This is a genomic window from Variovorax sp. 10N432, assembly GCF_056394465.1.
Genome location: NZ_JBFTHX010000070.1, coordinates 1 through 13,381, shown reverse-complemented (window position 1 = coordinate 13,381; position 13,381 = coordinate 1). Strand labels below are relative to the sequence as shown.

General features: G+C 59.2%; 9 protein-coding genes and 2 pseudogenes. 8 read left to right on the top strand and 3 right to left on the bottom strand.

Annotated elements, in window-relative coordinates; translation table 11 throughout:
- The first annotated feature begins 290 nt into the window (after positions 1-290).
- From AC1DF3_RS35425 to AC1DF3_RS35395, 7 genes and pseudogenes are all read left to right on the top strand, one after another.
- Positions 291-725, top strand: coding sequence for a DoxX family protein (locus AC1DF3_RS35425; RefSeq protein WP_478142575.1), 435 nt, complete (start codon positions 291-293; stop codon positions 723-725).
- Between the two features lie 83 nt (positions 726-808).
- Positions 809-1,907 (top strand): annotated as a pseudogene (locus tag AC1DF3_RS35420) (IS5 family transposase).
- Positions 1,908-3,678: 1,771 nt separating this feature from the next.
- Positions 3,679-4,638, top strand: coding sequence for a beta-keto acid cleavage family enzyme (locus AC1DF3_RS35415; protein ID WP_478142574.1), 960 nt, complete (start codon positions 3,679-3,681; stop codon positions 4,636-4,638).
- A 453-nt stretch (positions 4,639-5,091) separates the two neighbouring features.
- Positions 5,092-6,672, top strand: a complete 1,581-nt coding sequence (locus tag AC1DF3_RS35410) for a sugar ABC transporter ATP-binding protein (RefSeq protein ID WP_478142573.1) — start codon at positions 5,092-5,094, stop codon at positions 6,670-6,672.
- On the top strand, positions 6,665-7,633 hold the full coding sequence (locus AC1DF3_RS35405; protein ID WP_478142572.1) for an ABC transporter permease: 969 nt from the start codon (positions 6,665-6,667) through the stop codon (positions 7,631-7,633). Before AC1DF3_RS35410 ends, AC1DF3_RS35405 begins: the two co-directional genes overlap by 8 nt.
- A gap of 2 nt (positions 7,634-7,635) precedes the next feature.
- Positions 7,636-8,628, top strand: a complete 993-nt coding sequence (locus AC1DF3_RS35400; RefSeq protein ID WP_478142571.1) for an ABC transporter permease — start codon at positions 7,636-7,638, stop codon at positions 8,626-8,628.
- 179 nt (positions 8,629-8,807) lie between these two features.
- Positions 8,808-9,764, top strand: a complete 957-nt coding sequence (locus AC1DF3_RS35395) for a sugar ABC transporter substrate-binding protein (protein WP_478142570.1) — start codon at positions 8,808-8,810, stop codon at positions 9,762-9,764.
- Between the two features lie 350 nt (positions 9,765-10,114).
- Here the strand turns inward: AC1DF3_RS35395 and AC1DF3_RS35390 are convergent, their stop codons facing one another.
- The 3 genes and pseudogenes from AC1DF3_RS35390 to AC1DF3_RS35380 all read right to left on the bottom strand — a co-directional run bounded on the left by AC1DF3_RS35390 (position 10,115) and on the right by AC1DF3_RS35380 (position 13,066).
- Positions 10,115-10,339, bottom strand: coding sequence for a hypothetical protein (locus tag AC1DF3_RS35390; RefSeq protein WP_478142569.1), 225 nt, complete (start codon positions 10,337-10,339; stop codon positions 10,115-10,117).
- A 380-nt stretch (positions 10,340-10,719) separates the two neighbouring features.
- Positions 10,720-11,559 (bottom strand): annotated as a pseudogene (locus tag AC1DF3_RS35385) (integrase core domain-containing protein); the annotation flags it as partial.
- Between the two features lie 131 nt (positions 11,560-11,690).
- Positions 11,691-13,066 (bottom strand): IS3 family transposase gene (locus tag AC1DF3_RS35380; RefSeq protein ID WP_478142568.1). Its coding sequence is split into 2 segments (ribosomal slippage): positions 11,691-12,575 and positions 12,578-13,066, totalling 1,374 coding nucleotides; the frame shifts between segments, so codons are not numbered across the junction.
- Between the two features lie 58 nt (positions 13,067-13,124).
- On the opposite strand from AC1DF3_RS35380, the gene AC1DF3_RS35375 reads away from it, so the two are divergent.
- A partial coding sequence (locus AC1DF3_RS35375) for a transposase (protein WP_478142567.1) occupies positions 13,125-13,381 on the top strand: 257 nt, incomplete at its 3' end.

Here is a 13,381-nt window from a genome sequence, read left to right as displayed (position 1 = left end):
GATATGGACGGGATGGTCGAGGTGATGAAGGAGTACTTCGGCACTTGGTCGCCGGTGAGTACGACTGTGTGCATCAATCAGCTTTCCACGCCCGGTGCGCGCGTCGAACTGGAGATGATGGCTGTCTTCCCCAGGCACCGAAACTGATGGCCGAGCGCCTTCGAGGCGGATTGGGCGATGTCGTACTAAATGCTTGATTCAAGGGCGATGTCGGCCTTCGCCCGAGGAGCATGCCCATCATGCTGTAGGAGAGCTTTTTGGGCGCGGTGAGTGTTGGAAGGCGCACGGTTATGCGGCCGAGCGGGGTAAGACAAGCATTGATGGTTTCAGGCACGCAGCGCAGCCTTGCGATTCTGATGACCAAATCTTTTGTTTTTTTAGAAGGTAGGTTGGCAATGTCCATGAGTGATGGGGTCGCGCTGGTGGTTTCTGTAGCTTTTGTGCTTGCCGGAATTCTCAATGTGATGGGGCCTCCCTTCGTGATAGCCGAGTTTCGAGCGTGGGGATACCCACCGAGCCTTCGGTTGGCCGTTGGCGTGCTGGAATGGGCAGTTGCTGTGGCAATGTGGGTGCCCCCATGGCGTGCATGGGCAGCTTACATCGGCGTATGCATTCTTCTAGGCGTTTTGTTTTCCCTAGGGCGCATTCGAGCCTGGTTAAGAATGGAGTACCCGGCGGCATTGCTCTTCCTGTGTGCACTACTCGCCTCGTCGCCACACGCTTAACAGGCTGCTGAAATACCTCACTCGAAGGTCCCCCGAAAGTGGGCCTGAGGCGTTGTCTTTGCAGACTCACGAAACCTGCTCCGATGCGCGGCCCGGACACATTCACCGAAGGCTTGTTCACCATGAGACGGCTGGACGACTTCGTTCCTGCCGACCATCCGCTGCGCCGCATCCGGGTGATGGTCAACGACGCGCTGGCCAAGATGGACGAGTTGTTCTCTCGGATGTACGAGGCCGACGTCAAGGGCGGCCGCCCGAGCATCGCGCCGGAGAAGTTGCTGCGCGCGATGTTGCTGCAGATCCTGTTCAGCATCCGCTCGGAGCGCCAGCTCATGGAGCAGACGCAATACAACATGTTGTTTCGCTGGTTCATCGGCCTGGCGATGGACGACGCGGTTTGGGGTGCCGACGGTGTTCAGCAAGAATCGCCAGCGTCTGATCGAGCACGATGCGGTGGTCGCCTTCTTCAACGAAGTTCTGGAGACGGCCGAGAAAAAGGACTGGTTGTCTGGTGAGCACTTCAGCGTCGACGGCACGCTGATTCAGGCCTGGGCCGGGCACAAGAGCTTCGTTCGCAAGGATGGCGACGACGATGCCGGCAGCGGCGGGGACTTCAAGGGGCAGCGACGCAGCAACGACACGCACGAGTCGACGACGGATCCCGATTCGAAGCTGTACCGCAAGGGCAAGACGGCCAGCGAACTGCGCTACATGGGTCACACGCTCACCGACAACCGTCACGGCCTGGTCGTCAACGCGATGGTCACGCAGGCCGACGGCTTTGCCGAACGGGAAGCGGCCAAGGTCATGATCATGGACGCGCGCCAAGCCACCGCGAGTGCGGATACCGAGGTCACGCTCGGCGCCGACAAGGGCTATGACGCGGCCGAGTTCATCGAGGCGCTGCATTGCATGAAGGTGACGCCGCACGTCGCGCAGAACAAAGCGGGGCGTCGTTCGGCGGTGGCCGACGAGATCGCCCGCAGCGAGGGCTATGCGATCTCGCAGCGCAAGCGAAAGCTCATCGAGCAGGGCTTCGGCTGGGCCAAGTTCGTCGGCCCGATCCGGCAGGGGATGGTGCGCGGCATCAAAAAGGTCGACCAGTTGTTCGTGCTGACGACGGCCGCCTACAACCTCGTGCGCATGCGGACCTTGGCAGAAGTCCGTCCGGTGGCCCTGTAGAGGGTCAGCGAGCGCCAAAGAAGCGTCCTCGAAGCGGGATAACGGCGACGGCAGCGAGCCTGAATCTTCGAAATCCCGCAACCGCCCGCTTCAGGACGCCGGATGGCTGCCGCGCGCCTGGTACTTCAGCGGCCTGTTAAGAGCTCGGCCTGCAGACTGACAAAGAGGCTCCCGGCCATCGCGTCGTCGTAGGCATCGTCCACTGTCCCCAACGAGGGGCAACGCCCATCCGGCGCAGCAGCCCCGCCGAAAGCCACGCTGGCGTATTGACAACCCTGATCGCTATGCCGGATGACAGTATCAGCGCTGACGTCGGGCAAGCGGCATGTTCAAAGCAGAGAGCATCGGGTTAATGGTCATGCGCTCTCGCATGGACCAGCCCACCACGCCGCGACTCAAGACATCGATTGCCATCACCGCCAGACCGGTAGCCGATCCACATCCGCACAACAGGTCATGCCGGCAACCCACAGCCGATTGGGGCGTCGGCTTCGAAGCGACGATTGACTTAGCAGACGTCCCCGATGATCTGATACATCCTGCGCACTAGGAAATGTCGGCGTGATGCGCCTACCACGAGTCTTAAGACCTCGTTGACGTCGCGTCGCTGCGACCGGCGAACTAGGTCGTAGCCCCATAAGAAAGACACTCGATCTTCTCCAGCTGGGACCCGAACTCGCGCGTGCATTGCCGAAGTTCACGATCCGCGGCCTCTTAGTGGTCAGCGCCTGGGTCGCGGTAGCCGCCGCCGAATCGCATCTTGTTAACGAAGTGAATGGCCGGCTTGCGAGCGATCGCTGTCACGGCGTTGGACCTTGCCGATCCGTGCCGACAGCCTCCGAAAAAAGTGCCGAGCGCCGTATCGGTGCGCCTGACGGTCACTGCGCCCATTCGAAGATGGGTCGCAATTGGATCGGTGGTGTCGCGCGGCCCCGACGAAAGCACCTTGCGCCACTAATCTTGCAGCCTGCCGATAATGAAGCCAAGAGGTGACGTGTCTGCCTTCATAGACTCGGCACACGACCTGCCTGTCTAGACTCGATCGCATCGTTGGACCGAAAAAAACTTTGACATACGCCAAAACGCCGACTACCATTCTCACAAGGATGCAAACGTTTGCATCGCAGGATCGAGGGCAGGCGATGTTAATCACGAGTCAAGACATGGTGACCTCGCCAGTACTGGAGGTAGTGCAGAACTCTGGGCCCGGCTCCGGACGGCGATGGCCGCATTAGTTGAGTACTTGCGACGCATGCACAAGAGGTGCGACTCCCCGAGAAAGGGTTCGAGGCGGGAGACTCGTTTCTCAACCAAGTTGGCAAGTCGCAGAAAAGAAGGACTTCTTCTCGTGCATGCATTGGGTCTGTCGACGTTGTTGGTGTATCTGCTCAACGACAGCGACGGAAGGTCAGCTCGAACTCCCTTGGGCTGCTCTGCCCCTATTGGCAGTTGCGTTGAGCGGAGACAACCAAGACGCAGGCGTCTTGTGCTCGGAGACGCCTATCTCTGCGGTGTTTGTGGGAAGAAGGACATGCCAGCCTGAGAGACCACTCTGGGGGTGGATCGAGGTTGATTTCTGGCAAGCCTCGCGGCTTCGCCGCTACGAAGATCAGGACGAAGCCAGCGCGAAAATGAAGCTGCGAAAGAAGTTCAAAACCGACGCGACCGGAAGCGCCTTGTTTCGCTCCGTAAGACCGCTCGCTGCTCAATTCCGACGCAATGTCATGTTGGCGACCTCGTGTCCGGGGTGCCGGGCCGCGCACATTTAATTATGGAGCAAGGCGTGCGCACACCAGTTCCAAGAACAATCATCACCTGCACCGTCACGGGCACTCTGGCCACAAAGAAGAGGATGCCTTTTCTGCCCGTCACCCCCGCACAGATTGCCGATGCCTCATGGGAAGCCGCTTCGGTAGGCGCAAGTGTGGTGCATCTTCAGTTGCGAGATCCGAGCACCGGAGAGCCATGCACGAATCTGGGGCTGTATCACGAAGTGGTCGAACGTATCCGCCGAGATTCTCCGGACCTGATCATAAATCTCACAGTTGAACCCGCCGTCCGCTTCGTTACGCAACAGCACCACAAAAAGGTCGTTGTCCCAGCGGCGCGTCTGGGTTTCCATGAACTGCAGATTGAAGATATCGCGGGGATTCGTCCGGACATCTGTACCGTTGGCTTCAGCACGAGGGGCGCGGCTGGCGATGTGGCGGTCAATGCCCCAGCGAACGCCCGCCGGATGGCCAGGGTGGTCAGAGAGGCTGGCGTTAAGCCTGAGATCGAGATTTTCGATGCCGGGGACATTGCGCTGCTCCATGAACTTCTTGCCGATGGCACATTGGCGGGCCCCGTAGTGTGCTTGGTTGTGATGGGGATGAAGCGCGGCTTTCAGTCCTCTCCGGAAACTATCATTCATGCGCGCAATCTACTTCCGTCGGACTCTCATTTCACCGCTATCGGTATGGGGCGTTCATCATTTGAGTCCGTCGCACTTTCCTATCTGTCGGGTGGTCATGCGCGGGTTGGCATCGATGACGCGATTCACCTCCGCCCCCGTGTTCCCGCGGCTTCCAGCGGGCTACTGGTCCAGAAGGCACGTCGCATCGTAGAGGACTTGGGCGGCGAAATCGCCTCTCCCGAAGAGGCGAGAGCGATTTTGGGTCTATGTCCCCTACGTGATGCGCGCGTATCCACACGGCTGCTCAGATCGCCACCTGGCACGGAGCCACAGTGATCGGCGCCGCTCGAGCCAGTCGAGGATTTGCATTGTTGGCCGTGCAGCCCTCGGGATTCAAATCGGACTCCGTTCATCCGCTGGGATGGACGGATGTCGCCTACGAGGCGGCTGTCACTTGGCGCACTGAACGGGCCATTATCGGATCCTTCGCTTTGCGCCCTGTCCCTGAGGTATGTGCATGCGACTCGAAGCAAAGCACGTTCTCGAAGTCTGTAGAAGGCCGGACGGGCTGCGCAGAAATTAGAGGTACGAATTCTGGCTCAGGTTCGGTTGTGCCTTTGCCCAAGACGATCTCTAGCAACTATGCCTATGGGCATGCTTGTTGCAAGCGTAGACGCGAAGATCGTTGAGTTCGAAGAAGATTGGTAACGCAGAGTTAGAAAGAGATGTTGGGTGGCTGTTCGCTGAGGCTTGGATGAATGCAGCCGACCGGTCGTAGAGATGAATGGATTGGAGAAGGACGTGATGGAAACTGATGAGGCGCTAGTTGCGAGCGATACAACGGACAAGGTTTCAGCGAAGGTCGCGCGGGACGTACCGCTAGCACCGACCCTGAGTCTTCGCGGCATCTCGAAATCCTTCGGGGGAGTCCGAGCGCTGAAGAGCGTCGACTTTGACGCCTATGCGGGCGAAGTTCACGTGATCCTTGGGGAGAACGGCGCCGGAAAATCCACCCTGATCAAGGTCCTTGCGGGCATGCATGTACCGGATAGCGGCGAGATACGGCTCAAGTCCGGTCCGGTGAGGCTTCCTAGTCCCTCAACATCACAGGCACATGGTATCGCAGTCATCCACCAAGAACTCGCACTTGTTCCGCACTTGAGCGTTGCCGACAACATCTATCTGGGTCGCGAGCCTCTCCGGCTTGGAACCCCCTTCATCGACAGAAACGCGCTACGGCGAGACGCAAAGCAGTTCCTCGATGCAATCGGCTTCGCTGGTGACATCAACGCGGAGGTTGGCACGCTCAGTACTGCACAGCAGCAACTCATTGAAATCGCCAAAGCACTCTCACAGCGTGCGCGAATCCTGATCATGGACGAGCCAACAGCATCGATCTCCGATCGAGAGTGTCAGCACCTTTATCAAATCATTGCTCAGCTCAAGAGCGAGGGCGTTGCAATCATCTTCATCTCCCATCGCATGCGGGAGGTGTTCGCGTTGGCCGATCGCATCACGGTGATGCGCGACGGACAGAAGGTGAATACGCTGCTTCCGCAGGAAGCTACACCGGATGAGTTAATCAGGCTCATGGTGGGAAGGCAGGTTGCATCGGTCTACAAGAGAAATCGCCAGGAAATGAATACCGAGCCGTTGCTGGAGGTTCGCGGCCTCAGTGCTCCAAGCGGAATATTCGGAATCGACCTTACCGTGCGCGCAGGAGAGATCGTGGGGTTGGCTGGCCTTGTCGGCGCGGGTCGCACCGAAGTCGCAAGAGCCATCTTTGGTGCCGATCGGCGCTCTGTTGGAACGGTCAGCCTCTTTGGTGCGCCATTTGAGGGCGGGCCGGCAGACGCCGTCAGGCTCGGGGTGGGTTTGATTCCTGAGAGTCGCAAGGAACAGGGATTGGCTATCGCGCTCCCCATCCTCGAGAACATAGGAATAGCGAGCCTGTGGAAGAGCTTTGCGCGCGGTGTGTATTCCCGCCGCGCAGCATTCCAGCTGGCAGCCCAGGTGATCGACCGACTGGCCATCAAGACTCCGGACGCACGTCGACCGGTGCTCAGCTTGAGCGGGGGCAACCAGCAGAAGATTGTCATTGGCAAATGGCTTCCGATCGGTTGCAAGCTCCTGATCTTCGACGAGCCCACGCGCGGCATCGACGTCGGTGCCAAGGCGGAGATATTCCGGCTGATGGATGCGTTCGTAGCCGAGGGAAACGCGGTGCTGATGATCAGCTCAGAGCTACCCGAGATCGTCGGCGTTTGTGATCGCGTGTATGTGATGCGGGCGCGCACCTTGAGTGGCGAGCTCAAAGCTGAGCGTATCAACGAGCAGGAAATTCTGAAATTGGCGGTGGATCATGATTAATGCTCAGATTGCAACGGGTGAGCCTCGTAAGGGAGGGGCACATCAATGGCGCAAGGGGGCGGGGGCTCTTGCCGTCATTCTGGTTATGGTCCCGCTGTTCGGAATGACCGTTCCAAACTTCATGTCTGCAGGAAATCTCACCAACATCGGTTTGCAGACTGCAATCCTGCTGCTGCTGGCGTTGCCTATGAGCTTGATCATCTTCACGGAAGGGCTCGATCTGTCGATGGGTGCGGTATTGAGCCTTTGCGGCGTCGTACTGGCGTTGCAGTTGGTCGCTGGACATTCCATTGCATTTGCGTGTTTGGGCGCTTGTGCCGTAGGCTTGGTCTTTGGGGCCTTGAATGGGTTCTGCGTGGCAGTACTCCATATGCCTCCGTTTGTCGTCACGTTGGGCAGCTTCGGGATAGCTCAAGGTCTGGCGCTAGCGGTCACTGACGGCAACGCGGTGTCAGACCTCGGACCTGGAATAGAGGCGTTCTATGCAGCGACGATCTGGGGCCTGCCCGTTCTCATTGCCGTTGCCATTGCGGCGTACGGCCTGTTCCACGTACTGACCTACCACACAGTGCTCGGTCGGTACGCGATCGCGCTGGGCGGGAATCGGAACGCGCTGGTGACCTCGGGCGTGCGAGCGCGACTGTATCTTTTTGGGATCTACGCACTTGCTGGTGCTACGGCTGGCTTCGCCGCGCTTTGCCTGATCGCACGAACGAACGCCGGGCACCCAACCATCGCCATTGGCATGGAGTTCGATGCGATTGCCGCCGTTGTCTTGGGTGGCACGCAGCTGGAAAACGGAAGAGGATGGCTCTTTGGGTCTGTTCTGGGCGTGCTGGCCATTGGCATCTTGCGAAATGGCCTGAACCTGATGGGAATCGACACCGCGTTGCAGCTCATCGCGATTGGCGCATTGGTGTTGGTCGTGGTGTGGCTTGGCGCCAATCGAAAAGGAGCTTAGGAATGACGACAATTTCAAATGCGGCGGCGGCAGGGGATCTGCAACCGAGGCCTTCTTATCGATTGAATGCCGATACCTACGGACTCCTTCTCAGGATTGCCCTCATGGTTGTGTTGTGTTTGGCACTCAGTGTGATCGCCGAGAGCTTTCTTAGCCTTTCCAACTTATCCAATGTGCTGCGGCAAGCCAGCCTACTGTTCATCATTGCTTCCGGCGCGACGGTGGTCATGCTGGCCGGAGGCATCGACCTGTCCATCGGAGCAAATCTGACCCTCTCCGGCGTGTGCGCGGCATGGGTAGTGCAAGCAACAAACTCGCCCGCCTTGGCCCTTGCCACGGGCCTTGCGGTTGGCAGTGCTGTCGGACTGGTGAACGGTCTCTTGGTGACCTGGCTGCGACTTCCCGCTTTCCTTGCCACATACGGCATGCTTTGGATCGTGAATGGCATTGCCCTTTACCTGACCCACGGCTCGCCGATCTTTGGAATGCCACCGGGTTTCCGAGCCGTCGGTACGGGATTCCTGTTCGGGGTTCCGGTACCGGTTGTGATCATGCTGGCAACCTTGCTGGCGGGCGGCATGCTCCTCCATAGCGCCACCCTCGGACGTCAACTTTTCTTTATGGGCGCCAATCGGCAGGCGGCGTTTCTTTCGGGCGTTCCGGTTGCGCGAAACCTTGTCGGTGCATATGTACTTAGCGGATTGACGGCCGGACTGGCGGCGCTGATTTTCGTTGGCCGGGTCAACTCGGCGGATCCTGGTATGGGCGACGCCCTACTGCTCCCAGCTATCGCGGCGATTCTTGTTGGGGGAACTTCGTTGTCCGGCGGCTCGGGCGGTCTTTCCAACACGCTTCTGGGGGCGCTCCTGCTGACGCTTATTCTGAACGGAATGAATTTATTGGCAGTGAAGACGGAGTGGCAGCCGTTCGTCACTGGAGTCGTGCTAGTGCTTGCGATGCTTGCGGATACCGCATTGAAGCTCCGTAAGGGCTAAAGCTGTCCCCGCAGTTCAAATGTTGTCTCATGTTCATCATTAGATTTACCCACGGTCGAGCCACCTATGTAACGCACGCCTATCCCATCATGCCGTGACGGCGTCGGCCGAAAAACTCCGTTGCTGCAGTCGATAAGAGTCGTTTTCTCTAAGTATCTTTAACCAAAGGACACAACAATATGAAAAATCTTCTTCGCGCACTTTTGCTCTCGGCTCTAGCCCAGTCTGCAGCGCTCGCATTTGCTGCGGACGATGAGGTGGCGGTATTTACCAAGAACAAGGTCGATCCCTTCTTTGAGGGTGCTCGTGCAGGTGCAGACGCGAGCGCGAAGCGATTGGGCCTCAAGACGATCCATTTCGCCCCGACGAAGCCCAACAACCTTCAGGAACAAGTGGCACAGATGGAAGATGCGATTGTTCGGAAGCCGAGAGGTATTGTGTTTGTTCCCGTAGATGTGAAAGGATTCAAAGGAGCCATCGACAAGGCTCGAGCCGCAAACATCCCGGTCGTGAATTACATCGACGAAGGGGAGGGCAATTTCAACGGCGTGGTCGTCTTCGACAATCGCAAGCTGGGTGCAATGGTCGCCCGTCATCTTGCGCAATCGATTGGCGGAAAGGGGGGTGTTGTGATTATCGAAGGTGTGAAGGGTTCATCCACCAGTGACGCCCGCACATCAGGAGCACTCGATGCGTTGAAGGCGTTTCCGGACATCCGAGTCCTTGCCGTTCAGCCGGCGAACTATCAACGGCTACAGGCGCTCCAGGTTATGGAGAATCTGATGCAGACCCACCCCCAGATCGACGGGGTGATTGCTGCAGCCGATGTGATGGCGTTAGCCGCGGGCGAAGCAATGGACGCTGCTGGCCGGAAGCGCGCGGCGATCGTTGGCATGGATGGAACCATCGAGGGAGCCAAGGCTGTGCTCGACGGCCGTATGCTGGCCTCCGGTGCGTTCTCGGGGTTCACCATGGGCTGCTTGGCTGTCGAGATGATTGATCGGATTGCGCGTAAGCAGCCAGTTCCGGCTCGTGTGGGACTCGAGGCCGAGCTGATCGATAAGGGCACGGCTACTGAGTATGTTGTGCCGTTCGACAAGCGCCAATGCAAGCGTCTAGCTGATCTTGGCTACTGACGTCAAGTCGGCGGCGAAATTTGGCTGGATGTAGGGAGCTGCGCCGGCGCGGCTCGTTGCAGCGGCTGATCTCCTGGTGGGCCTGCGCAAGCGTCTCGGACCGTTGCCCGTTCAGGCATTCGTCCCTGATCTTGCCGTTGAAGTTGTTGATGTAGTCGGCGCGCGTCAAGACAGTTGTCGCCTCGTTTATGCAGCCAGCGGCTGTATATCTGATGCTCGCGAATGCGTCTGGACGATTGAGTCGCGTTCGGGGTTGACGACTTGAAAGAAGGCGCGGAGGCGCCCTCTTCCGGGATTTGGGTTGAGTTCATGGGTGAAGGTGTTGGGATGCAGGCCGTGACCGGCCGGATTCAGTAGCCCTGCTTGTCCAGCTCGTCACGGTAGATGCGACCACTTTGCAGCTGCAGGTTCGGCGGCAAGGCGTCGCGGATGGCCGCGTAGGCCTCCGCCATCGCCATCGCGTTGGCGAGATCGCGCTTCATGCACTCCAGCGAACGGGTTTCACCGGTCGCGACAAGGCGGGCGTACGTGACGCCCTTCTCGCCCCAGGTGGGCGTGTGATGCAAGGTGTCCATGGCTGTCCTTTCCGAATCGGAAACAGCCCGCTCGCGCACAGGCGCACGCGCAACAAGGCGGCGCACGAAAAGTGCGAGAGGGGCAGCGGGTTGGGGGGACTGACTTGGCGCAACTCGTGTGGAGTGCACAGGGTGCGGTCGTTGCGACCGCTTCAGGTATGAGTCGAGGTCGCCAGCAGGCGCACTCGGGAAGGCGATTTCATTCTAGTGCGGATGGCAAGCTGACGCCAGAGCCCGGAGCCAGCCGGCTGTCCGATGGGTCAGCGTGTCGGTTCACACGCTACGACCTGCAACGCGATGCGTCCCCACAGGCGCGAAGAACCATCACTTGTATTAGCCGGGACATGATCTGACACATGGTCGGATTTGACGATGTGTGATCAGTGGTAGGCGATGAGTTTCTCCTTGGCCAAGTTGAGGGAGTCGAGGAAGGTGCGCATGGGTGTCTTGCCATAGCACCATCGACATTGATGCTCGCGCTGGTTGTTGTAGTGGTCAAGCCAGGCGTCGAGGTCGGTCTGCAGGGCATCGATGGTGTCGTAGATCTTCTTGCGGAATGCGATGCGGTAGAACTCGTTGAGCATGTGAGCCATGGTCTTGTGCAGGCGCTCGACGATGCCGTTGGTCTGGGGCGACTTCGCCCGCGTGCGGGTGTGGTCGATGTCCTCGAGCGCCAGGTACAGCTCGTACTCGTGATGCTGCGGGTTGCCGCAGTACTCGGTGCCGCGGTCGGTGAGCACGCGCAGCAGCCGGATGGCGTGCTGGTCGAAGAACGGCACGACTCGGTCGTTGAGCAGGTCTGCTGCGGGCAGCGGTGTCTTGCGATCATACAGCTTGGCGAAGGCGACCTTGCTGTAGGTATCGACGAAGATCTGCTGGTACACGCGCCCCACGCCCTTGAGGGTGCCGACGTAGAAGGTGTCCCGGGCACCGCAGTAGCCGGGACACTCGGACTCGAACTCGCCCTGCGACTCCTTGTCGAGCTTGGCACGCTCCAGCGCGGCCAGTTGCGATTCGGTCAGGACCAGGCCTTCCTGGGCGGACTTCGCCTCCAGCGCCTTCAGCCGCTTGGTCATGGTTTCCAGATCGTGGCGCAGCCAGATGCTGCGCACCCCCTGGGGTGATACCGCCAGAGCATGGCGTTTGCGGACCTCGTTGGCAATGCGCACCTGGCCGTAAGCGGGCAACTCCAGGGCCAGATCAACGACGGCAGCCTCGATCTGCGTAAGCGGTGCCCCGAGGCCCTCTGTTCAGAACGCCGACCGGTGAGCACGATCGTCTGATCGAGCGCACCTGCGATGGTGTGCATTAAAGAGCTGAACCGACCCCCAACCCTTGGACACTGTTGACGTCATCCGAGCGCCGCGGCGCCCTTCATTCTGTACTCGACGGGGCTCAGTCCCCCTAGCCCCAGCTTGATCCGATCCACGTTGTAGTAGTGGATGTATTCATGAATCGCGCCTTTTAAGGTTTCGACGTTCTCGAACTCATTGACATAGAAGAGTTCGCACTTCAGCGTGCCGAAGAAACTTTCCATGGCCGCATTGTCGAGGCAGTTGGCTTTGCGCGACATGCTCTGCACCAACTTGTTTTCCTGTAGACGCTTTCGGAACGCAGGCATGCGGTACTGCCATCCCTGATCTGAATGCAGCATCGGCGTTTCGCTGGAGCTAAGTCGGCCAAAAGCCTTCGTAAGCATCCTCTCGATCATGGACGGCAGCGGGCGCTCCGCGATCTCATACGAGACGATCTCACGGTTGTACAGGTCCATCACGGGCGAGAGGTAGAGCTTTCTATTGTTGACCTTGAACTCTGTCACATCCGTCACCCACTTCTCGTTCGGCTGGTCAGCCGTGAAATCACGCTGCAGATGGTTGGGTGCCGTCTCGCAGACCGCCCCCGCGAAGGCCTTGTAACGCTTGGGCCGAACCAGCGACTTCAGCTGCATCGCGATCATCAGCTTTTGAACGGTCTTATGGTTGACGGCCCAGCCGGTCCGTTTCAACTCAGCGGTCACGCGGCGATAGCCGTACCTGCCCCTGTGCCAGTCGAAGATCTCGCGGATCTTGGCCTTCAGATTGCAGTGCTTGTCGATGGTCTTGAGAGCGCTCTGTTGATAGTAGAAACTACTGCGTGGCAAACCAGCAGTCCTCAGCAGACCGGAGAGCGGGAAATGGGGCCTCAGCTCGATCACGATCATCGTCCTTTCACGGGCACTGAGCGTCTCTTGACTCGAACCAAGGCCTGCGCTTTTTTTAGGTAGGCATTCTCCATGCGGAGCTGCTGGACATCGCGCAGCAGTTCTTCCCGGCTGCGCTGATCGTCAGCTGGTCCCTCTTCGTCGTCGCGCTGGCGCGGCGTCTTCTTCATCTTCGTCTGCTCTTCCTTCCAGCCAGGTCGCAATGCTGATTCACCATGGACGGAGTACAGCCGCAACCATTCTGTCACCTGGTTGCGACGCCTGACGTTGAAGAGCGCCGCTGCCTGGTTGCACGAAAGCCCTTCTTCGCTCATTCGTCGGAGGACCTCCAGCTTGAATCCAGGATCGTAGTTGCTGCGCCTCTTCGTTACTACTCCCGCATCGCCAAGAGAGTCGTAGCCAGCGACCCATTTGCGCAACGACGCCACGTTCACGCCCTGGGCTGCTGCCGTCGCGAGCAAGCCGCCACTTCCCTTCCTATAGGCCTTGACTGCGTCGAGCTTCTGTTTGTCTGTGTACCTGATCATCCCATTTCCCTAGATTCGTCCAGGTTTTGGGGGTCAGTTCAGAGCGGTAATGCACATCATGAACGATCGAGTCACTCGAGGCGCCCGTGGTCGGCGCGAACACAGCCCGGAACTGAAGCGCGAGTTGGTTGAGCGAAGCCTGCTGCCTGGCGCGTCTGTGTCGGCAATCGCGCTGGACGCCGGCATCAACGCGAATCTTCTGTTCACGTGGCGCCGCGCGCGGCGCAACTCGGCAGGGCAAACCCCGGAGCCGTCAACGCCCGTGCTGCTGCCGGTATCGATCGAGGGGCCGCAAGAAGTCGATGCCGTCGCGCC